The 21844-nt window shown below is 72.2% G+C and carries 20 protein-coding genes; 15 read left to right on the forward strand and 5 right to left on the reverse strand.

The features are described 5' to 3' along the window. Positions 1–117: 117 nt before the first annotated feature. The 9 genes from rpe to IPZ69_RS34510 all read left to right on the forward strand — a co-directional run bounded on the left by rpe (position 118) and on the right by IPZ69_RS34510 (position 9842). Entirely contained in the window at positions 118–804 is a 687-nt protein-coding gene (gene rpe / locus IPZ69_RS34470; RefSeq protein ID WP_235458616.1) for a ribulose-phosphate 3-epimerase, read from the forward strand. Between the two features lie 78 nt (positions 805–882). Further along, complete coding sequence (locus IPZ69_RS34475; protein WP_235458617.1) at positions 883–1926, forward strand: sugar-binding transcriptional regulator; 1044 nt, start codon at positions 883–885, stop codon at positions 1924–1926. A gap of 132 nt (positions 1927–2058) precedes the next feature. Then, positions 2059–2367, forward strand: coding sequence for a barstar family protein (locus tag IPZ69_RS34480; protein ID WP_235458618.1), 309 nt, complete (start codon positions 2059–2061; stop codon positions 2365–2367). A gap of 158 nt (positions 2368–2525) precedes the next feature. Next, the gene (locus IPZ69_RS34485) at positions 2526–3968 is read left to right on the forward strand and encodes a GuaB1 family IMP dehydrogenase-related protein (RefSeq protein WP_235458619.1); all 1443 of its coding nucleotides are present in this window, start codon (positions 2526–2528) and stop codon (positions 3966–3968) included. Positions 3969–4299: 331 nt separating this feature from the next. Then, complete coding sequence (locus IPZ69_RS34490; RefSeq protein ID WP_235458620.1) at positions 4300–5781, forward strand: amino acid permease; 1482 nt, start codon at positions 4300–4302, stop codon at positions 5779–5781. Between the two features lie 10 nt (positions 5782–5791). Next, a complete protein-coding gene (locus tag IPZ69_RS34495) occupies positions 5792–6244 on the forward strand; it encodes an Lrp/AsnC family transcriptional regulator (RefSeq protein ID WP_015661832.1) in 453 nt (150 codons plus the stop codon). 137 nt (positions 6245–6381) lie between these two features. Beyond that, entirely contained in the window at positions 6382–9009 is a 2628-nt protein-coding gene (locus IPZ69_RS34500; RefSeq protein ID WP_235458621.1) for a nitrate- and nitrite sensing domain-containing protein, read from the forward strand. Continuing rightward, complete coding sequence (locus tag IPZ69_RS34505; RefSeq protein WP_235458633.1) at positions 8999–9454, forward strand: roadblock/LC7 domain-containing protein; 456 nt, start codon at positions 8999–9001, stop codon at positions 9452–9454. The genes IPZ69_RS34500 and IPZ69_RS34505 overlap by 11 nt, the downstream gene beginning before the upstream one ends. Before the next feature lie 7 nt (positions 9455–9461). Continuing rightward, entirely contained in the window at positions 9462–9842 is a 381-nt protein-coding gene (locus IPZ69_RS34510; protein WP_235458622.1) for a DUF742 domain-containing protein, read from the forward strand. 27 nt (positions 9843–9869) lie between these two features. Here the strand turns inward: IPZ69_RS34510 and IPZ69_RS34515 are convergent, their stop codons facing one another. Then, positions 9870–10412 carry a Repetin gene (locus IPZ69_RS34515; protein ID WP_235458623.1) on the reverse strand — a complete coding sequence of 181 codons (543 nt, stop codon included), beginning with the start codon at positions 10410–10412 and terminating at the stop codon, positions 9870–9872. A 306-nt stretch (positions 10413–10718) separates the two neighbouring features. Between IPZ69_RS34515 and IPZ69_RS34520 the strand changes: the two genes are divergently transcribed. Both IPZ69_RS34520 and IPZ69_RS34525 read left to right on the forward strand, forming a co-directional pair. After that, positions 10719–11507, forward strand: a complete 789-nt coding sequence (locus tag IPZ69_RS34520; protein WP_235458624.1) for a carbon-nitrogen hydrolase family protein — start codon at positions 10719–10721, stop codon at positions 11505–11507. A 71-nt stretch (positions 11508–11578) separates the two neighbouring features. Next, complete coding sequence (locus IPZ69_RS34525) at positions 11579–13276, forward strand: flavin monoamine oxidase family protein (RefSeq protein WP_235458625.1); 1698 nt, start codon at positions 11579–11581, stop codon at positions 13274–13276. Positions 13277–13309: 33 nt separating this feature from the next. Here IPZ69_RS34525 and IPZ69_RS34530 read toward each other — a convergent pair whose 3' ends face one another. Together IPZ69_RS34530 and IPZ69_RS34535 are read right to left on the reverse strand one after the other, a co-directional pair. Further along, positions 13310–14239, reverse strand: a complete 930-nt coding sequence (locus tag IPZ69_RS34530; protein WP_235458626.1) for an LLM class F420-dependent oxidoreductase — start codon at positions 14237–14239, stop codon at positions 13310–13312. An 88-nt stretch (positions 14240–14327) separates the two neighbouring features. Then, a complete protein-coding gene (locus tag IPZ69_RS34535) occupies positions 14328–15014 on the reverse strand; it encodes a DUF5995 family protein (protein ID WP_235458627.1) in 687 nt (228 codons plus the stop codon). Positions 15015–15187: 173 nt separating this feature from the next. Between IPZ69_RS34535 and IPZ69_RS34540 the strand changes: the two genes are divergently transcribed. Next, positions 15188–16312: a glycoside hydrolase family 6 protein gene (locus IPZ69_RS34540; protein ID WP_235458634.1), complete on the forward strand. Its 1125-nt coding sequence runs from the start codon at positions 15188–15190 to the stop codon at positions 16310–16312. Positions 16313–16358: 46 nt separating this feature from the next. Here the strand turns inward: IPZ69_RS34540 and IPZ69_RS34545 are convergent, their stop codons facing one another. Then, the gene (locus tag IPZ69_RS34545; RefSeq protein ID WP_235458628.1) at positions 16359–17753 is read right to left on the reverse strand and encodes a uracil-xanthine permease family protein; all 1395 of its coding nucleotides are present in this window, start codon (positions 17751–17753) and stop codon (positions 16359–16361) included. A gap of 122 nt (positions 17754–17875) precedes the next feature. Here IPZ69_RS34545 and IPZ69_RS34550 point away from each other — a divergent pair, with 122 nt between their 5' ends. Together IPZ69_RS34550 and IPZ69_RS34555 are read left to right on the forward strand one after the other, a co-directional pair. After that, positions 17876–19135: an alginate lyase family protein gene (locus IPZ69_RS34550; protein ID WP_235458629.1), complete on the forward strand. Its 1260-nt coding sequence runs from the start codon at positions 17876–17878 to the stop codon at positions 19133–19135. Positions 19136–19266: 131 nt separating this feature from the next. Continuing rightward, positions 19267–19725 carry an acyl-CoA thioesterase gene (locus tag IPZ69_RS34555; RefSeq protein WP_235458630.1) on the forward strand — a complete coding sequence of 153 codons (459 nt, stop codon included), beginning with the start codon at positions 19267–19269 and terminating at the stop codon, positions 19723–19725. Here IPZ69_RS34555 and IPZ69_RS34560 read toward each other — a convergent pair. Then, entirely contained in the window at positions 19685–20908 is a 1224-nt protein-coding gene (locus IPZ69_RS34560) for an MFS transporter (protein ID WP_235458631.1), read from the reverse strand. The genes IPZ69_RS34555 and IPZ69_RS34560 overlap by 41 nt on opposite strands. 142 nt (positions 20909–21050) lie before the next feature. Between IPZ69_RS34560 and IPZ69_RS34565 the strand changes: the two genes are divergently transcribed. Continuing rightward, positions 21051–21844 (forward strand): ROK family transcriptional regulator (locus tag IPZ69_RS34565; RefSeq protein WP_235458632.1); only part of this gene is annotated, 794 nt, incomplete at its 3' end.

Genomic DNA, 21844 nt, shown 5'->3' on the forward strand with positions numbered 1-21844 from the left:
GGGGCGTACCCGGCCGGTGGCTCAGCATGGCACGACGGCGACGGTCGTCACATACGATGAACGTCCTGGATATGGACCAGCGCGAACATCTGTGCCCGGACATGGCAGGCTTGGGTCATGGCCGTGCAGATCAACCCCAGCATCCTGTCCGCCGACTTCGCCCGCCTCGCGGACGAGGCGAAGGCGGTCGAAGGAGCCGACTGGCTCCATGTCGACGTGATGGACAACCATTTCGTCCCGAACCTCACGCTCGGCGTGCCGATCGTGGAGTCCCTCGCGCGGGCGACCGACACACCGCTGGACTGCCACCTGATGATCGAGGACGCCGATCGCTGGGCTCCCCAGTACGTCGAAGCGGGTGCCTCGTCCGTCACCTTCCACGTCGAGGCGGCCGCCGCGCCCGTGCGGCTGGCCCGCGAGATCCGCGCCAAGGGCGCCCGCGCCTCCATGGCGCTCAAGCCCGCGACGCCCATCGAGCCGTACGAGGACCTGCTCCCCGAACTCGACATGCTGCTGATCATGACGGTCGAGCCGGGCTTCGGCGGTCAGGCGTTCCTCGACATCATGCTTCCCAAGATCCGCCGCACCCGCGAGCTGATCGACAAGCACGGACTGCAGCTCTGGCTGCAGGTCGACGGGGGAGTCTCCGCCTCGACGATCGAGCGCTGCGCGGACGCCGGGGCGGATGTCTTCGTCGCCGGCTCGGCGGTGTACGGGGCGAACGACCCGGCAGAAGCGGTACGCGCGCTGCGCGCCCAGGCGGAAACGGCCACCGCCAAGGCGTCGTGGGCATGCGACCACTGAGCCACAGGTACGTGAACGGCGCCCATCAGGGCAGATCAAGCGCGCCGAATCTGCAAGGATGAACGGCGAATCCAGAGTGTGAACAGCAGTGAGGAGATCGCCGTGTCGGGTATGTCGGCGGGCCGGTCAGCCATGCGGATGGGTCCCGCTGAGCTGGTGCAGGCGGCGGCCATGGCCCGCCGCTTCTACCTCGAGGGGAAGTCCAAGATCCAGATCGCGGAGGAGTTCGGCGTCAGCCGCTTCAAGGTGGCCCGGGTCCTGGAAACCGCCCTCGAACGGGATCTCGTGCGCATCGAGATCCGCGTCCCCGCCGAGCTGGACGCCGAGCGCTCCGACGCGCTCCGCGCCCGCTACGGGCTCAGGCATGCCGTCGTGGTCGAGTCCCCGGCCGAGGCCGAGGAGACGCCCGACCCCGAGAACCTCGGTGAGGTGGCCGCCGACCTGCTCGGCGAACTCGTCAATGAGGGGGACGTCCTGGGCCTGGCCTGGGGCCGGTCCACGATCCACATGGCGGCGGCCCTGGACCGGCTGCCGCCCTGCACGGTGGTGCAGCTGACGGGTGTGTACGACGCCGGGACCGCCGAGCGCGGTTCGGTCGAGGCCGTGCGCCGCGCCGCGCAGGTGTCCGGCGGCGACGCGCACCCCATCTACGCGCCGATGCTGCTGCCGGACGCGGCCACCGCGTCCGCGCTGCGCAACCAGACGGGGATCGCGCGGGCGTTTGAGTACTTCGACAAGGTCACGGTCGCCTGCGTGTCCATCGGCTCCTGGGAGCCGGGGATCTCGACGGTGCACGACATGCTCAGCGACGAGGAGCGGGCGCACTACGCCTCGCTCGGGGTCGCCGCCGAGATGTCCGCGCACCTCTTCGACTCCGAGGGCCGCCGGGTCGGCCGGGACCTGGGGGAGCGGTGCATCACGGTCAAGGCCGACCAGCTCCGCCGTATCCCCGAGGTCGTCGCGATCGCGGGCGGGCAGCGCAAGGCGTCCGCGATCGACGCGGTGCTGCGCTCCGGGCTCGTCACCAGCCTGGTGACGGACACGTCCGCCGCGGACTACCTGATGACCGCCGGGCCCACGCCGAGGCCCGCCCTGAACCGGGCGGACCCGGACGGAGTCTGACCGGCCCGGCAGCGGGACCCGAGAGGACGGCCGTGACAGCGCTCCACGCTGACGCGGCCGTCCCCTGTTTGATCCCCGCGAGTTCGATCACCAAGAGTTCGATCACTACGAGTCGTTCGGGGTGGTACTGAGATGACGAGTCCGCGTGTGGTGACGCTGGACCTCGACGGGGCGGTGGACAAGGCGGCCCTGATGGACCGCGTCGCGCGGGCCCTCGACCTGCCCGACTGGTTCGGGCGCAACTGGGACGCCCTCGCCGACAGCCTCGCCGACCCCTCCGTATGGCCACCGGAGGCCGCCGAGCGCGGACTGCTCGTCGTCGTCACCGGCTGGCGCCAGTACGCGGGCGCCCGGCCCGAGGAGTGGGACGTGGCCCAGGACGTGTTCGCCGAGGCGTCCCGCAAGGAGGCCCGGCTCACCGTGGCGCTCGCGCTCGGCTGACCGCCCCCTCTTCGGCGGATCCTCCAAACGCACAGGTCAGGTGCCTGGAGGTTTCGACCGGGCATCACATTCCGACCGTCATGGGACAATGAAGTACGTGCTTCTCCCCCGGCTGACCTGTCCGGGGGTCACCTCTGAACGACCGGGATGTGCGGCACGTGCGTTTCCTCAATGACATCCAGCCCGCGTACGACCTGACGTACGACGACGTCTTCATGGTGCCGAGCCGCTCCGCGGTCGGCTCGCGTCAGGGCGTGGACCTCAGCTCGCCGGACGGCACGGGCACCACGATCCCGCTGGTCGTCGCCAACATGACCGCGATCGCGGGCCGGCGGATGGCCGAGACCGTGGCGCGGCGCGGCGGCCTGGTGGTGATTCCGCAGGACATCCCGATCGACGTCATCACCGACGTCATCTCCTGGGTGAAGAGCCGCCACCTGGTCCTCGACACGCCGATCGTGCTGGCCCCGCACCAGACCGTGGCCGACGCGCTGGCGCTGCTGCCCAAGCGGGCGCACAACGCCGGTGTGGTGGTCGACGAGGACGGCCGCCCGGTGGGCGTCGTGACCGACCGGGACCTGACCGGGGTCGACCGCTTCACGCAGCTCGGCGAGGTCATGTCCCGCGACCTGCTGCTGATCGACGCGGACATCGACCCGCGCGAGGCCTTCCACACCCTCGACACGGCCAACCGGCGTTACGCGCCCGCCGTGGACGCCGAGGGCAAGCTCGTCGGCATCCTCACCCGCAAGGGCGCCCTGCGCGCCACGCTGTACTCCCCGGCCACCGACGCCGACGGCAGGCTGCGCATCGCCGCCGCCGTCGGCATCAACGGCGATGTGGCGGGCAAGGCCAAGCAGTTGCTCGACGCGGGCGTCGACACGCTCGTCATCGACACCGCGCACGGCCACCAGGAGTCGATGATCGCCGCGGTCAAGGTGGTCCGCGCCCTCGACCCGCAGGTGCCGATCGTCGCGGGCAACATCGTCTCCGCCGAGGGCGTCAAGGACCTGATCGACGCGGGCGCGGACATCATCAAGGTCGGTGTCGGACCGGGCGCCATGTGCACCACGCGCATGATGACCGGCGTCGGCCGGCCGCAGTTCTCGGCGGTCCTGGAGTGCGCCGCCGAGGCGAAGAAGTACGGCAAGCACGTGTGGGCCGACGGCGGTGTCCGGCACCCGCGCGACGTGGCGATGGCCCTCGCGGCCGGCGCGTCCAACGTGATGGTCGGCTCGTGGTTCGCCGGGACGTACGAGTCGCCGGGCGACCTCCAGCACGACGCCGACGGCCGCGCCTACAAGGAGTCCTTCGGCATGGCGTCGGCGCGCGCGGTGCGCAACCGCACCTCCGACGAGTCGGCCTACGACCGCGCCCGCAAGGCCCTGTTCGAGGAGGGCATCTCCACCTCCCGCATGTTCCTCGACCCGACCCGCCCGGGCGTCGAGGACCTGATCGACTCGATCATCGCGGGTGTCCGTTCCTCCTGCACCTACGCCGGTGCCGGCTCCCTGGAGGAGTTCACCGAGAAGGCCATCGTCGGCATCCAGAGCGCCGCCGGCTACGCCGAGGGCCAGCCCCTGCACGCCAGCTGGAGCTAGTCAACATCCTTCCCTGCGGCCCCTGTTGTCCCGTTACTCGGGAGCAGCGGGGGTCGTCGGTGTTTTCTCCTCGCCGAACTGCCTTGCGGGGCCTCGCGGATGGCCGCGCGCGACGGTTCGAAGCCCGGACGCAACGAATGGGCACGCGGCCCGAATGAACGCAATGATCTTGCGGGTATGCGCAAGGTTGCTGCATTACGCCAGTGAAGGCCTGGCTCATAGGGTGCTGCGCTGTACGTGGCGTGGCGGGGACCCCGCTCGGTGGGTTCCTGCCTTCGCAGGGTGCCGTCGTTCCCTGCCACCCTGACCGGCAGCGATAAGGAGCCCGCGCGTGCTCGATCAAGGCGCACCCCCGCACAACCCCACAGACACCACCCCCTCGTCCCCGGGCGTCGCCGCGCGCCTCATGCGCCGCAAGCCCGTGGAACGGCTGGTCGCGGAAGGCGGGCAGGGTGAGGGGGGTGCGCTCAGGCGGTCCCTCGGGCTCTGGCAGCTGACGATGATCAGCATCGGCGCCACCCTCGGCACCGGCATCTTCGTCGTCCTCGGCCAGGCCGTGCCCAAGGCCGGCCCGGCCGTCACCCTCTCCTTCGTGATCGCCGGTCTCACCGCGCTGTTCTCGGCCCTGTCCTACGCAGAGCTGGCGGGCACCATCCCGGTCTCCGGCTCCTCGTACTCGTACGCATACGCAACGATGGGCGAACTGATCGCCTGGGTCTGCGGCTGGTGTCTGCTCCTGGAGTACGGCGTGTCGGTCGCCGCCGTGGCCGTCGGCTGGGGCGAGTACCTCAACGAGTTGCTCGACGGCACGATCGGCGTCACCATCCCGGCCTCCCTGTCCGCCGCACCCGGCGAGATCGACGGCGGCATCATCAACCTGCCCGCCCTGATCGTCGTCCTGCTGGCGATGGTGTTCCTGCTCGGCGGCGCCAAGGAGTCCGCGCGGGCCAACACCGTCATGGTGTGCGTGAAGATCGCCGCGCTCGTGCTGTTCTGCGCCATCGGCTTCATGGGCTTCAAGTCCGGCAACTACGCGAACTTCATGCCGCTCGGCATGGCGGGCGTCAGCGCGGCCGGCGCCACGCTGTTCTTCTCGTACATCGGCTTCGACGCCGCCTCCACCGCGGGCGAGGAGGCGAAGAACGCCCAGCGGGACCTGCCGCGCGCCATCATGCTGTCCCTCGTCATCGTGACGGCCCTGTACGTGCTGGTCGCGGCCGTCGCCGTCGGCGCCAAGCCGTGGCGGCAGTTCTCCGACGCCCACGCCGCGCTCGCCCAGATCATGACGGAGGTCACCGGACAGAGCTTCTGGGGCACCCTGCTGGCCTTCTGTGCCGTCATCGCCATCGCGAGTGTCGTCCTGACCGTGCTCTACGGCCAGACCCGCATCCTCTTCGCGATGGCCCGCGACGGCCTGGTGCCCAAGGTGTTCGCCAAGGTCCACCCGAAGAGCGGCACGCCCCGAGCCAACACCGTGATCGTCTCGCTGTTCTGCGGTGTCCTGGCCGCCGCCGTCCCGCTGGGCGACCTCGCCGACGCCACCAGCATCGGCACCCTGTTCGCCTTCGCGCTGGTCAACGTGGCCGTCGTGGTGCTGCGTCGGACCCGCCCGCAGATGCCGCGCACCTTCCGGGTGCCGCTGTCGCCGGTGCTGCCCGCCCTCGGTTTCCTCTTCTGCATCTGGATGATGGGGAGCCTGAAGAGGGACACCTGGGTCGTCTTCGGTGTCTGGATGGCGGTCGGGCTCGTGTTCTACTTCGTATACGGCTACCGCCGTTCCCGACTCGCAACACCCGCACCATCCGAGAAGTGATCAACCCACAGTGCTGAACGATCTCGACGAACGCATCGTGCACGCCCTCGCCGAGGACGCCCGCCGCTCCTACGCGGACATCGGGCAACTGGTCGGTCTGTCCGCGCCCGCCGTGAAGCGGCGCGTGGACCGGCTGCGCGCCACCGGAGCCATCACCGGCTTCACCGTACGGGTGGACCCGGCGGCGCTCGGCTGGGAGACCGAGGGGTTCGTCGAGATCTACTGCCGGCGCAACACCTCCCCGGAGACCATCCAGCGGGGACTGGAGCGCTATCAGGAGGTCGTGGCCGCCTCCACCGTCACCGGTGAGGCGGACGCGGTCGTGCAGGTCTTCGCCTCCGACATGCGGCACTTCGAGCGGGTGCTGGAGCGCATCGCGGGCGAGCCGTTCGTGGAGCGGACCAAGTCCGTTCTCGTCCTCTCGCCGCTGCTGCGGCGGTTCTCGTCCGGCTCGCCCACCTGACCAGAATTACCTCAGGTAACTCATTGCCGTCGATCGAGTGATCCCGTAGCTTGTGCCGGGCTCTCTACTGACTGGTAACCCGGCAGGTACTTATGCGCTGGCCCGTCGGCCGCCCCACCACCGTTCGCGCCCGCATCGTGGCACTCGCACTCGCCCCGTCCGTCGCCCTGATGGCGCTGTGGAGCTTCGCCATGGTGTCGGTCACCGGCGAACTCCGCGCGCTGATCCGGCTGCAGGGGGTGTACGAGGACTTCGGCACCCCCGTCGACACGGCCATCGGCCAGATCCAGATCGAGCGGCGGCTGTCGGCCGCCTACCTGGGCGCCGGCCAGGACACGGCCGCCGCGGGCGACCTCTTGGCCCAGCAGCGCCGCACCGACCGGGTGGTGAGCGCCATGCGGGACGCGATCCGGGACGGGGACCGCGGTCGGCTCACCGACCGGCAGCGCAGCGTCCTCGACGGCGCGGTCCACGCCACCGACGGGCTGGAGAAGCTGCGCGAGCGGGTGCTGTCCCGGCGCATCTCCTGGGACCGGGCCGTCGACGAGTACAGCAAGCTCGTCGAACCGGGCTTCGACGTCCAGTCCACGCTCACCGCCCTGCAGGCCGGGCAGCTGGCGCGGGAGGCGCAGGTCGTCGTCGAGCTGGTCCGGGTGCGGGAGTTCGTCTCCCGCGAGGACGCCCTGGTCGCCGGGGCCCGCGCCGCCGGAACCCTGACCGACCGGCAGTACGACAGCCTCACGGCCACGATCGAGGACCGGCGGGTCTTCGAGCGGACGTACGTGCCGGACCTGCCCTCCGACTCCCGCTCCCTGTTCGAGGAGTTCCAGCGTGGGGACCTGCACCGCTCGCTGGAGCGGGGCGAGGACGCGTTGCTCCGGGCGGGCGCCGGCCGTGCCGGTGAGGCCGTCGCCGCCGACACCTGGCGGACCACCTCCGACCGGGCCGTCAAGCGCTACATGCAGTTGTGCACCCGCTCGGCCGAGAACTCGGCGACGCGCGGGCGGGCGTTCGCCTACCGGGAGCTGACCAAGGCATCGGTCGTCGGCGTGGTCGGACTGGCCGCCGTCGCGGTGTCGCTGTGGCTCGCGGTGCGCGGTGCCCGGCGCATCTCGCGACGCCTGGAGACGCTGCGGGACTCGGCGGACCTGCTGAGCACCCGCCAGCTGCCGGACGTGATGCGGCGGTTGAGCGCGGGCGAGGACGTGGACGCGGCCGCCGAGGCGCCGCCGCTGGCCGCCGACGACGTCCGGTCCGACGAGATCGGGCAGGTCGGCCGGTCCTTCAACAGCGCGCGCCTCGCCGCCGTCGAGGCCGCCGTCAAGCAGGCGACGCTGCGCCGCGGGCTGTTCGCGGTGCTGCTCAACATCGCGCGCCGCAACCAGGCCCTCGTGCACCGCCAGTTGAAGCTCGTCGACACGCTGGAGCGGCGCACCGAGGATCCGGAGATCCTGCGCGAGCTGTTCCGGATCGACCATCTGACCACCCGCATGCGCCGCCATGCCGAGAGCCTGATCATCCTCTCGGGCTCCGCGCCCGGCCGCAGGTGGCGCCGCCCGGTGCCGGTCGCCGACGTGGTGTCCTCGGCGGTCGGCGAGATCGAGGACTACGCGCGTGTCGTGGTCCCGCCGATGCCCGAGGTGGGTGTCGCCGCGGACGCGGTGGCCGACGTCGTGCACCTGTTCGCAGAGCTGCTGGAGAACGCCACGGTGTTCTCGCCGCCGCACACCCAGGTCACCCTGCGCACCGGCCGGGTGTCGGGCGGTTTCGTCCTGGAGATCGACGACCGCGGCCTCGGCCTCGACCCCGAGCAGCTCGAAGAGGCCCAACGCACCCTCACCGACCCCGACGGCTTCGACCCCACCCGCCACGAACGCCTCGGCCTGTACGTCGTCGGCCGCCTCGCCGCCCGGCACGGCATCAAGGTCACGCTGCGCGATTCGGCGTACGGCGGGACGACGGCGGTGGTCCTGCTGCCCCCGGCGGTTCTGGCGGAGCCGGTGCGGCGGGACGACGAGCGGGGCCGGCGGGAAGGTGAGCCGGAGCCGCGGGAGTACGTGCCGCAGCGGCGGGAAGGTGAGCCGGAGCGGCGCGAGAACGTGCCGGTGCGGCGGGAGGACCTGCTGGAGCGACGGAAACACGAGCCTCAGGCGCCGGTCCCGGGGGCCGGCACCCCGCCGCGCGCGCTGCCGTCACGCCGCGGCGCGACCGCCCTCGCCCCGGAGGAGCGACCGCACACCCAGGGTCCGACGGCTTCCGAGGACCGGACGGACGGAGTCGAGCACGGCGGCCGGGCGGAGGTCGTGGAGCTCGCCCGCAGGGCAGAGCGCACGGAGCTCGCCGACCGGGCGGAGGACGCCGGGTTCTCCGACCGGGCGCAGGACATGGAGCTCGCCGACCGGGCGCAGGACGCTGAGCTCGGCCGTCGGCCGGAGAGCGTGGAGCACGGTGGCCGGCCGGCCGGTGCGGAGCAAGGTGGCCGGGACACCGACCCCGACGCCGAGCACGCCCCCGGCCCGGCCGCTCCCTCGCTGCCCACCCGGGTGCGGCAGGCCTCGCTCGCCGAACCCCTGCGCGGCGACCCGCCGCCCCGCGACGCGACCCCCGAGCGGGAGGTCGACGCCGAGGAGATGCGGGCGATCTTCGGCGCCTTCCAGCGCGGCCTGGACCGCGGCCGCAAGGGACTGCCCGCCCAGGGCCGGCGCCCCGGCGCCGAGGAGCGAACCGACATCGACGAAGGGACGGATGCCGACGATGCGCGGTGACGACCAGACCCCTGAGCACGAGGCACCGGCCCCGGCCGGCACCACGCCCGCGGACGCGCCCGGCACCGGGCTCGGCTGGCTGCTCGACGACCTCGTGGCCCGGACCGACCACGTCCGCCACGCCGTACTGCTCACCGCGGACGGACTCCCGCTGAGCTGCTCGGACGGCATGCGCCGGCGGGACATCGAGCACCTCGCCGCCGTCTGCTCCGGCTTCCACAGCCTGGCCCGCTCGGCGGGGGAGCGGTTCGACGCGGGGGAGGTGCGCCAGACGATGGTGATGCTGGAGGACGCGTACCTCTTCGTCACCCCGGCGGGCGACGGCAGCCGTCTGGCCGTGCTCAGCGAGGTGCAGACCGACGTCGGACAGCTCGCCCACGAGATGGCGCTGCTCGTCCGCCGCCTCGGCCGCCACCTGGACGCCGCCGCCCGCACGGCCGACTGACCCGGCTGTGTCCGACGACCACTGGTACGAGGACGAGACCGGGTCGATGGTGCGCCCGTACACCGTCACCCGGGGCCGCACCCGTCCCTCGGACCGCCACACCATCGACCTGATGTCGCGGGTCACCGCCCTGGAGGCCGACGCGGTACAGCCGGGTGTCGAACACGCCGGCGCCGCCCTCCTCGACCTGGTCCGCCGGGGCGCCCGCCCGGTCGTCGAGCTGGCCGCCGACGCCGACCTCCCGCTCACGGTCGTCCGCGTGCTGCTCGGCGACCTGGCCGAGGCCGGTCTCGTCCGCATCGACGAGCCCCGCCGGGTTTCGGCCACCGGCCCGTCCGCCGACCCGGAACTGCTGCGGGAGATCGTGGAGCGGCTCCGCGAGCTGTGAGCCGCTCCGGGAGCCCTGGGGCCTGCCCTAGAGCTTCGGCTCCCACGGCACGACCGTGTAGTCGCCCGTGCCCCGCTTCACCTTCTCGAACGGTGCCGACCCCACGCACTTGGGCAGGTCCGGGGTGTCCACCGGGCTGCCGACCGAGGCCCAGCTGTAGCCCAGCCGGTCGTGCCGGCCGAGGTCGTGGACCGTGATGCCGACCCGCTTGCCCTTGGCCCCGGGCAGGTCCGAGGCCGTGATCACCCCGGACACGACGGCCACCTTCCCGCCCGTGACCAGGCAGTCCACCCGGGCCCTGGCCCACGCCCCCTTGCCGTGCAGGTAGTGGCTCCACTCGAAGGTGCCGGTGGCCTTGAGGGGGTTGTCGTGGTGCGCGGCGGCGAGGTGCGCGTCGAAGGAGAACGTGATGTCGTCCCCGGCCGAGCGGTACAGCTTCGCGGTGCCGGTGAGCGCCGCGGCCTCCCGTTGCGCGTGCCCGCCCTGGCCCGAGGCCACGGCCGATCCCGCCGCCCCGGCGGTGATCAGCAGGGCGCAGGCCATGGCGGCGATCTTGGTACGGCTGTGCATGACGGTCCTTTCCACAGGTCGGACGCATGATCTGGACGGTCATCACTCTCCCGGCGCCCGGCCCCCGGCACATCGCGCCGCGGACGTCACCCGGCCTCCGCCGCCCGGCGGGCCGAACCGCCTGTGACCTGCGCCTCAGGGATGACCGGGGGTCCGCCGCGCGGCGCGCAACGAATCGCCGTCCGGCCCGTGGTGCACGCAACGAACCGCTCACCGGCGCGCAACGGCTCCTTCTTGTCCGGCCGAGGCCGCCGACCGTACCTTCTAACTGGCCCCCAAACCCCTCCGTACCGGTGAGGAACACGCATGCGCACCGCCCTGCTCCAGAGCTCCGGCCGCCCCGGCTCCACCGTCGAGAACCTCAAGGTCCTCGACGAGGCCGCGGGCCGCGCCGCCGCCGCGGGCGCAGCGCTGATCTCCACGCCGGAGATGTTCCTCACCGGGTACGCGATCGGCGACGACATCGGCCGCCTGGCCGAGACCGCCGACGGCGACTCGGCCGACGCGATCGCCGAGCTCGCCTCCCGGCACGGCCTGGCCGTCGCCTACGGCTACCCGGAGCGCGACGGCGACACGGTGTACAACTCCGTCCAGCTGATCTCCGCGGACGGCACCCGCCTCGCGAACTACCGCAAGACCCACCTCTTCGGCTGCTTCGAGCGCGACCACTTCACCCCGGGCGACCAGCCGGTCGTCCAGGCCGAGCTGAACGGCCTGACCGTCGGCCTGATGATCTGCTACGACGTCGAGTTCCCGGAGAACGTCCGCGCCCACGCGCTGGCCGGCACCGACCTCCTCGTCGTCCCGACGGCCCAGATGCATCCGTTCCAGTTCGTCGCCGAGTCCCTCGTCCCGGTGCGGGCCTGGGAGAACCAGATGTACGTGGCGTACGTCAACCGGGTCGGTCCGGAGGGCGAGTTCGAGTTCGTCGGACTGTCCGTCCTCGCCGGTCCCGACGGAGTCGCCCGCACCCGGGCCGGCCGCGGTGAAGAGCTCGTCCTCGCCGACGTCGACCCGGCCTTCCTGGCCGCCTCCCGCGAGGCGAACCCGTATCTGCAGGACCGCCGCCCCGGCCTCTACGGGTCGCTCGTCTGAACCTCCCGATCCCCCCGAACCTCCCCCTGGAACTTCCCCCGAGTTCTTCCCGCGCAAGGAGTCCGTACCCCATGACGTCCACGGTGCCCAACGCCGTCCAGCACGCCGACGAGCAGCAGCCGCCGATCACCATGTTCGGCCCGGACTTCCCGTACGCGTACGACGACTTCCTCGCCCACCCGGCGGGCCTCGGCCAGATCCCCGCGACCGAGCACGGCGCCGAGGTCGCGATCATCGGCGGCGGCCTGTCCGGCATCGTGGCCGCCTACGAGCTGATGAAGATGGGCTTCAAGCCCGTCGTCTACGAGGCCGACCAGCTCGGTGGCCGGCTGCGCACCGTCGGCTTCGAGGGCTGCGACGAGTCGCTCAACTGCGAGCTGGGCGCGATGCGCTTCCCGCCGTCCTCCACCGCTCTGCAGCACTACATCGACATGGTGGGCCTGGAGACCAGGCCCTTCCCGAACCCGCTGGCCGAGGCCACCCCGTCCACCGTCGTGGACCTCAAGGGCGAGTCGCACTACGCCGAGACGATCGACGACCTGCCGCAGGTCTACCGTGACGTCGCCGAGGCCTGGAACAAGTGCCTGGACGAGGGCGCCGACTTCTCCGACATGAACCGCGCCATGCGCGAGCGCGACGTGCCGCGCATCCGCGAGATCTGGGCGAAGCTCGTCGAGAAGCTCGACAACCAGACCTTCTACGGCTTCCTCTGCGACTCCGAGGCCTTCAAGTCCTTCCGGCACCGCGAGATCTTCGGCCAGGTCGGCTTCGGCACCGGCGGCTGGGACACCGACTTCCCGAACTCCATCCTGGAGATCCTGCGCGTCGTCTACACCGAGGCCGACGACTACCACCGCGGCATCGTCGGCGGCTCCCAGCAGCTGCCGGAGCGCCTGTGGGAGCGCGAGCCGCAGAAGATCGTGCACTGGGCCCACGGGACCTCCCTGAAGTCCCTGCACGAGAACGGCGAGCCCCGCCCGGCCGTCACCCGGCTGCACCGCACCGCGGGCAACCAGATCACGGTGACCGACGCCAACGGCGACATCCGCACCTTCAAGGCGGCCGTCTTCACCGCCCAGTCCTGGATGCTGCTGTCCAAGATCGCCTGCGACGACTCGCTCTTCCCGATCGACCACTGGACGGCCATCGAGCGGACCCACTACATGGAGTCCAGCAAGCTCTTCGTCCCGGTGGACCGGCCGTTCTGGCTGGACAAGGACGAGGAGACGGGCCGGGACGTCATGTCGATGACGCTCACCGACCGCATGACCCGCGGCACCTACCTGCTGGACGACGGCCCGGACAAGCCCGCCGTCATCTGCCTCTCCTACACCTGGTGCGACGACAGCCTGAAGTGGCTGCCGCTGTCCGCGAACGAGCGGATGGAGGTCATGCTGAAGTCGCTCGGCGAGATCTACCCGAAGGTCGACATCCGGAAGCACATCATCGGCAACCCGGTGACGGTCTCCTGGGAGAACGAGCCCTACTTCATGGGCGCGTTCAAGGCCAACCTGCCCGGCCACTACCGCTACCAGCGCCGCCTGTTCACGCACTTCATGCAGGACCGGCTGCCCGAGGACAAGCGGGGCATCTTCCTCGCCGGTGACGACATCTCCTGGACGGCCGGCTGGGCCGAGGGCGCGATCCAGACCGCGCTGAACGCGGTCTGGGGCGTCATGCACCACTTCGGTGGCGAGACCGACGCGACCAACCCCGGGCCCGGCGACGTCTACGACGAGATCGCGCCGGTGGAACTGCCCGAGGACTGATCGCGAACGTGCGACGACGGCGCGGCCGGCGGGTCAGACTCCCGCCGCCCGCGCCTTCTCGTACACCTCGGCGGCGACGTCCTTGAGCTCCTGGGCGTCCTGCGGGGTGCCCTGGAGATCCAGGAAGATCTCCTCCAGACCGACGGCCGCGTGCGCGACCAGGTCCTCCACGATCTGATCCGCGTCGCCCTGGAACGGCTGACGGCCGTCACCCTCGTACCGCTTGGCCGAGTACGTGGCGTTGACCCGCAGGACCGACTGGATCGGCTCCTTGCGCCCGCGTTCGGCGGCCAGGTCCTGCAGCGCGGCCCACTGGGCGGCGAGCTGCTCGACGCCCATGCCCACCGGAAGCCAGCCGTCGGCGTGGTCGACGAGCCGGGTCAGCGCCTTCTTGTTGCTCGCCGCCAGCAGGATGGGGATCGGCCGGGCGGGCTTGGGTCCGACCACGGCCGACTCGATCTTGGTGAGGCGGCCGTCGTAGCGCACCGGGTCGGGGCCCCACACCGCGCGGCAGACCTCCACGATCTCGTCGAGCACCTTGCCGCGCTCCGCGATCGGCCGGATGCCCGCGGCCGCGTACTCGTCCAGCGACCAGCCCGTACCGAAGCCGGCGATCACCCGGCCGCCGCTCGCCGCGTCCAGCGTGGCCAGGGACTTGGCCAGCTGGAACGGCTGGTGCAGCGGCGCCACCAGCACGCTCGAACCCAGCCGGACCCGCTCGGTCACCGCGGCGGCCAGCGTCAGCGTGACCAGCGGCTCGGCCACGCCGCGGTACGAGTCGGGCCAGGGGAGTCCCTCGACGCCGTACAGCCCCTGCGTGGCCGGCTCGGGGAACAGCGCCCGTTCGAAGACCCACAGACTGTCGTAGCCGATCCGTTCGGCGGCGCGTGCCACGTCGGGCACGTCCTTGCCGATGGCGTACTGGCGCATCTGGGGAAGACTCAGGCCGAGCCTGGTGGCCATACCGGTGCTCCTTCGAGGTCGGGTGCCTGTCGTTCAACGTACAGCTATCTCAAGGGAGTTACGGGGCAGGGCGCGCCCGGTGGCCGGATCAGTACGGCAGTGGCGTGAGAAGCATGCGTCCCGCGAACCCCACGGCCGCGTCCAGGCGCTCGGTGAACTCCTCGGCGACGTCCTCGAACCGGCGCAGCGCCCACAGCGCCCGCGCGGCCGACCAGGTGGCGTCCCGGGCGCGCTCCAGGCTCCACGAGCCGAGCAGATGGGTGAGCGGGTCGGCGATCTGCAACAGGTCGGGTCCGGGCATCAGATCCTCGCGGATGCGCTCCTCCAGCGATACGAGGAGTTCGCCCACGCGGTCGAACTCGTCCTCCAGCTCGGCGGGTTCGCAGCGGAGCGTACGGCAGGCGTCCACGACGGCGAGCGCCAGGTCGTGGCCGATGTGCGCGTTGATGCCCGCGAGCGCGAACTGCAGCGGACGTACGCCGGGATGGCGGCGCAGCTGGAACAGCGGCCGCCAGCAGGCCGGCGGACGGCGGTCGTCCGCCACCGCGTCGACAGCGTCGAGATACCGCTGCGCGAACCGTACGTCCAGGGCGGTCGCGGCCCGGGAGTCCGGGAACTGCCCGGCGTCCAGCCGCCGTTCGACCTCCTCGGTGACGGCCAGGTAGACGCGGTTGAACACCGCGACCCCGTCCCCCGCGGGCAGGGACTCGTCGAGGGCGCGCATCCGGGCGACGACCGTGTCGACGGACGGGGAGAAGTGTTCCAACTGCGCCATGGGGGAAGGGTCCCAGCCCTAGGCTGACCGGCGTGCCGACGGGCCCGACGCTTCCCCGGAACGGGGGAACGCCCCCGTCGCGCGGGAGGGGGAACAGCAGCGTGTCAGGCTTACGGGCCCGGCGCCTGGCGGCACGCAGGGCCGAGTGCAGGCGCGCCGTGCGGCGACATGCCATGGCCGTGGCGGCCTCGGTCGTGGTCGCCGTCGGCACCGCGACCGGGATGCTCTCGGCCCTCGACGGCGGACGCGGCTCCGACGAGGCCGGGCCCGCGGTCACGCGCTCGCCGAGCCCGGTGCCGCTGCCCGCCGTACCGTCCGCGCCCGTGACGACCAAGGCGTCCGTCTCCGCGACCCCGTCGCCCTCACCGGCACGGACGCGGAGCCCCACCGCCGCCCCGACCCGCACCGAGAGGAAGCAGCGGACCGCCCCCGTGACCACGCTCCTGTACCGCCATCCCGACTCCCAGGTCCTCGACTGGGTCCGCTCGCACCCCGACGACCCGCGCGCCGCGCTCATCGGGTCCCGCATCGCCGACCGGCCGGCGGCGGTCTGGTTCGCCGACCACACCCCGGACACCATCGCCGCGCGGGTGCGCGCGGTGGCCTCGGGGGCGGCCGCGCAGGGCCGGGTGCCGGTGCTGGTCGCGTACGCGATCCCGTACCGCGACTGCGGCGGCGCCTCGCAGGGCGGCGCGCCCGATCTCGGCGCGTACGACGCGTGGATCGACGCCTTCGCCCAGGGGCTGGGCTCCGGCGAGGTCGTCGTCGTCCTGGAGCCGGACTCGATCGCCCAGTCGGACTGCCTCCCGGCCGCCGACCGCGCCGAGCGGTTCGCCTCGCTGGCCCGCGCGGGCCGGGTCCTGAAGGCCGCCGACCCCAGGGCGCGGGTCTACTACGACGCGGGCCACTCCGGCTGGAACCCCGCCGCGCAGCAGGCGGACCTGCTGCGCGAGGCGGGCGCCGCCTCGCCGGACTCCTCCGACGGCGTCTTCAGCAACGTCTCCAACTTCCACACCACGTCCGACGAGATCGCCTACGACCGCGAGGTCCTCGACGCCCTCGGCGGCCCGCCGGGCCTCGGCGCGGTGATCGACACCAGCCGCAACGGCAACGGCGCCCCTCCCGACGGCCGGTGGTGCGACCCGGCCGGCCGCAGGATCGGCCGCGCCCCGACCCTCCACACCGGCGAGGCCCGCATCGACGCCTACCTGTGGGTGAAGCTCCCGGGCGAGTCGGACGGCTGCAAGGGCGCCCCCGGCACGTTCACCCCGTCCTACGCCTACGAACTCGCCCGCTGACGGCCGCCTGCCGCCTGCTGCTTGCTGCTTGCCGCTTGCCGCTTGCCTAGGATCCGGCGCCCTCGGCCTCCTCGTCGTACGACGACGTCCCCTCGTCCAGGAGGGGTTCCTCCTGGACCTTGAGGTGGGCGGGGGCCAGGGCGCGCAGGGTGTGGTAGCCGGTGATGACGACCAGGGTGCCCAGGGCGATGCCGCTGAGCGAGAAGTCGGCGCCGAACTTCATGGTGACGTTGCCGATGCCGATGATGATGCCCGCGGCCGCCGGCACGAGGTTCAGCGGGTTGCGCAGGTCGACCCGGGCGTTGGTCCAGATCTGCGCGCCGAGCAGGCCGATCATGCCGTACAGGATGACGGTGATGCCGCCGAGGACACCGCCCGGGATCGCGGCGACGACGGCGCCGAACTTGGGGCAGACGCCGAAGAGCAGCGCGAAGCCGGCGGCGGCCCAGTAGGCGGCGGTCGAGTAGACGCGGGTCGCGGCCATCACGCCGATGTTCTCGGAGTACGTGGTGTTGGGCGGGCCGCCCACCGCGGTGGACACCATCGACGCCACGCCGTCGGCCGAGATCGCCGTGCCGAGCTGGTCGTCAAGGCGGTCGCCGGTCATCTCGCCGACCGCCTTGACGTGTCCGGCGTTCTCGGCGACCAGGGCGATCACGACCGGGAGCGCGACGAGGATCGCCGACCACTGGAAGGACGGGCCGTGGAAGGACGGCAGCCCGATCCAGTCGGCCTTGCCGACGCCGGAGAGGTCGAGCCGCCAGTGGTGGGTGACCTTGCCGCTCGCGTCCGCCGAGTGGATCTTCCCGAAGATCAGGTCGAAGCCCCAGGAGATGGCGTACCCGAAGACCAGGCCCAGGAAGATCGCCACGCGGGACCAGAAACCACGCAGACAGACGACCGCCAGACCGGTGAACAGCATCACCAGCAGGGCCGTCCACTGGTCCTGCGGCCAGTAGGTGGACGCGGTCACCGGAGCCAGGTTGAAGCCGATCAGCATGACCACCGCGCCGGTGACGATCGGCGGCATCGTCGCGTGGATGATGTGCGCCCCGAAGCGCCGCACCGCGAGACCCACCAGGAACAGCGCGACGCCGACCACGAAGACCGCGCCGGTCACGGTGGCGCTGGTGCCGCCCTGCGCCCGGATCACCGCGGCCACGCCGACGAAGGAGAGCGAGCAGCCCAGATAGCTCGGCACCCGGCCACGGGTCGCGAGCAGGAAGATCACGGTGGCCACGCCCGACATCATGATCGCGAGGTTCGGGTCGAGACCCATCAGGACGGGGGCCACGAAGGAGGCCCCGAACATGGCCACCACGTGCTGGGCGCCCAGTCCCACGGTCCGGGGCCAGGAAAGCCGCTCGTTCGGGCGTACCACCGCTCCGGGCGCGGGCGTGCGCCCATCGCCGTGCAGCTTCCAGCGCACGCCGAGATCCATGGTGGGGCTTCGCTTTCTCTGTACGTGAAGATGGTCCGCACCATTGTCAGGGGTACCTGGCGGTTCTACGCTCGCACGGTCCTACTCATGAACTGCGTTCACATTTCTGATCGGAGTGCTGGATGAGTGGAAGATCCCGAGCGACCGTCCTGCTGGCCGCCGTGCTGGCCTTCGGCGCCGTCCTCGTCCCCTCGGCGCAGGCGGCTCCCAAGGTGCCGAAGACGGCCGTCCTCGACGGCGCGGCGCTGCAGCGGGCGAAGGTCCGCCTCGACCAAGGAGACCATCAACTGCGCCGCGCGCTGCGCGACTTGACCGCCCGCGCCGACACCTGGCTGGACCGGGGCCCCTGGACGGTCGTCGACAAGCCCAAGCCGGCGCCCGGTGGCGACGTCCACGACTACCTGAGCCAGGCCCCCTACTGGTGGCCCACCACGACCCCGACCGCCGACAACCCGTGGGGCTGCCCGTACGTCCAGCGCGACGGACAGCGCAATCCCGAGGTCGACAGCGGCACCGACCGCCAGGACGTGGAGAAGGTCTTCGACTCGACGTACGACCTCTCGCTCGCCTGGTACTACACGGGGAAGGCGCAGTACGCGCGCAAGGCCGGGCAGATCCTGCGCACCTGGTTCCTCGACCCGGCCACCAAGGTGAACGCGAACCTGAACCACGCCCAGTTCATCCCGTGCAAGTACGACGGCCGGGCCATCGGCATCATCGACTTCTCGCAGTCGTACACCAGCGTCGTCGACGCCCTCGCCGTCCTCGCCACCGGCGCCCCGGGCTGGACGTCCGCCGACCGCTCGGGCATGGAGCGCTGGAACGCCGACTTCCTCGGCTGGCTGCGCGGCAGCGACTTCGGCCGCCAGGAGGGCGCGGCCGGCAACAACCACGGCACCTTCTACGACATGCAGCTCGCCGCCCTCGCGTACGCCGTCGGCGACAAGGACCTCGCCCGGCGCACGGTCCTGGACGCGCGGGCCCGGCGCATCGACCCGCAGATCGCCGGCGACGGCAGCCAGCCGCAGGAGCTGGCGCGCACCAGGAGCTGGCACTACTCGACCTTCGACCTGGTCGCCTACACCCGGCTCGCGGCCATCGGCCGGCACGTCGGCGTGGACCTGTGGGCGTATCGGGGACCGGACGGGCAGAGCCTGTCCAAGGCGGTGGACTATGTGCTGCCCGCCGCGACCGGCGCCGCCGCCTGGCCGCATCCCGAGCTGGAGTTCTACCGGTACGCGGCGAGCGACGTCGTGCACGCGGCGGCGGACGCCGGGGACGCGGCGGCGCGGGGGGCCGTCCCGAAGCTGGAGGCGCCGCCCGGCGGCGATCTGTGGGCGCTGCGGCCCGCCGCCGAGCAGCTGGACTCGATAGCGGGCTGACCAGGGACCTTCCCGGCCGGGGTTCCTGAGCGCTCGCTTAGGATGGGGTCGTCCCGCCCTCCCCAGGGGCGTCCTCACCCTCCCCCAGGGGTCGCCCAGCCGCCCCACCGCACCGCCCAGGAGCCCTGCCCGTGACCGCCGAAGCCCCCATAGCTCCAGCCGTCTCCTACGGCCGGCTGATCCCCGTCACCGTCCACTTCGACGACCTCGACGCGCTCGGCCTGCTGCACAACGCCCGGTACCCGCTGATGGTCGAGCGCGCCTGGACCGACCTGTGGAACGCCCACGGGTTCCGCTTCGAGGGCGACTGGGTGGCCGCCGGCGACGCCTGCAACGCGGTCAAGGAACTGCGCATCGGCTACGAGGCGCCGGTGACCCGGCCGGGCGCCTACGCCGTCCACCTGTGGCTGGAACGGCTCGGCACCACCGGCCTGACGTACGGCTTCCGGTTCTGCTCGGCGGACGGCGCGATGACCTACGCGCACGGCACCCGGGTGCTGGTCCGGCTGGACGCGACGACCCTGCGTCCCACGCCGTGGACCGAGGCCTTCAGCGCCGCGGGTCGGGAACTGCTGCGGCCCGCCGACTGACCTCGCGGCGGTCGCCCGCCTCGCCGGTGCGCAGCACCCCCGCCAGCACCGCGAGCCCGAACGCCAGCACGGTGACCAGCCCGAACGACACCACCAGGTTCGTCGCCTGGGCCACCCCGCCGATCAGGCTGGGCGCCACCAGCCCCGAGGTGTAGGTGATCGTCGCGACGCCCGCTATGGCCTGACTGGGGTTCGGACCACTGCGCCCGGCCGCCGCGAAGCACAGCGGTACGACCACCGCGATGCCGAGACCCAGCAGCGCGAACCCGGTCATGGCCACCGCCGGATGGCTCGCGACCACGATCAGCAGCCCGCCGAAGGCGGACAGCACCCCGCCCGCCCGGACCGTGCGCACCGCGCCGAACCGGTTCACCACCGCGTCCCCGGCGATCCGGGCCACCGCCATGGTCAGCATGAAACCGGTCGTCGACGCCGCCGCCAGCCCCGCGGAGCTGTCCAGCCGGTCGCGCAGGAACACCGCCGACCAGTCGAGGCTCGCGCCCTCGGCGAACACCGCGCAGAAGCCGACCGCGCCGATCAGCAGCGCCGACCTCGGCGGCAGCGCGAACCTCGGCGGGGGCTCCTCGTCCTCGGCCGGCTGAAGGTCCAGCACCTGGCCCGCGGCCAGCACCCCGAGCACGGTGAGGACGGCGGCCGCCAGCGCGAAGTGCAGGCGGGCGTCCGAGCCGAGGTGGGCGGCGAGCGTGCCGGCGGCCGAGCCGATCAGGGCGCCCGCGCTCCACATGCCGTGCAGTCCCGACATGATCGACCGACCGAGCAGCCGCTCGACCTCCACGCCCAGCGCGTTCATGGCCACGTCGGCCATGCCCGCGCTCGCGCCGTAGGTGAACATCGCCAGGCACAGGGTGTACAGGTTCGGCGCGTAGGACGGCAGCACCAGGGACAGGGTCCACAGCGCCATCAGCCCGCGCAGGGCCGTACGGCTGCCGAAGCGGTGGCTGATCCGGCCGGCCAGCGGCATCGAGCAGGAGGCGCCGAACGCCGTGAAGGCCAGCGCGATGCCGAGCTGCCCCGCGCCGAGCCCGGCGTGCTCCTGGATCCACGGCACGCGGGTGGCGAACGAGCCGGTGACGGCGCCGTGCACGGCGAACACGGCCGCCACGGCGTACCGGGCGCGCCGCACGTCGTGCTGCGGGTCTCGTTCGTCGAACACGTCACTCATCTTCCAGCCCCTCCCCGGGTGAGTGTGATCCGTCGTGCGCCAGTACGCCTCATCGGCCCGCCGTAAACTATCAGGGACCCTTCCTGATAGATAGAGAGTCACGGGCCGGTCCGGGGAGCGCCGATCTGGGAGGATGCCCGTCATGCCCGCATCACCGAGCACCGCCCGGGCCATCAACGACCGGCTCGCCCTGCGGCTGTTGCAGCAGGAGGGCCCGCTGACGGCGGGGCAGCTGAAGCAGCTGACCGGACTGTCCCGGCCGACGGTCGCCGACCTCGTCGAACGCCTCACGGCGTCCGGTCTGATCACCGTGGTCGGGGAGTCCGGCGAACAGCGTCGCGGCCCGAATGCGCGGCTGTACGGCATCGTCGCGGACCGGGCGCATCTGGCCGCGCTCGACGTGCGGACCGAGAGCGTCTCGGTGCTCGTGTCCGACCTGCTCGGCCGGGTGCTGGCCGAGGCCGCCGCGCCGATCGGCGGGGACGCCGGGACGGGGCCCGCGGTGGAGCAGGCGGTGGCGCTGGTGGAGCGGGCGGCGAAGGAGGCCGGGGCCGACCGGCTGCACACCGTCGGCATCGGTGCGCCGGGCCTGATCGACCCCGCGACGGGCGAACTCCGTGACTCGGCGGGCCTGCCCGCCTGGCACCGGCGCCTGGCGGCCGCGCTCCAGGAGCGTCTGCCCGAGGCCCGGGTCAGCGTCGAGAACGAGACCAACCTCGCCGCCCTGGCCGAGCAGCGGGAGGGCGCCGCCCGGGACCGGGAGACCTTCGTGCTCCTGTGGCTCGGCCACAGCCCGGGTGCGGCCGTGGTCCTGGACGGCACCCTGCGCCGCGGGGCCTCCGGCGGCACGGGCGAGATCGGCTTCCTCCCGGTACCGGGCACGGCCGCCCTCCCGTCGGCCACGGACTGCGCGGGCGGCTACCACTCCCTGGTCGG

Origin of the sequence: Streptomyces olivochromogenes (assembly GCF_021538895.1) — a bacterium.
GTDB classification, from domain to species: Bacteria; Actinomycetota; Actinomycetes; order Streptomycetales; family Streptomycetaceae; genus Streptomyces; species Streptomyces olivochromogenes_A.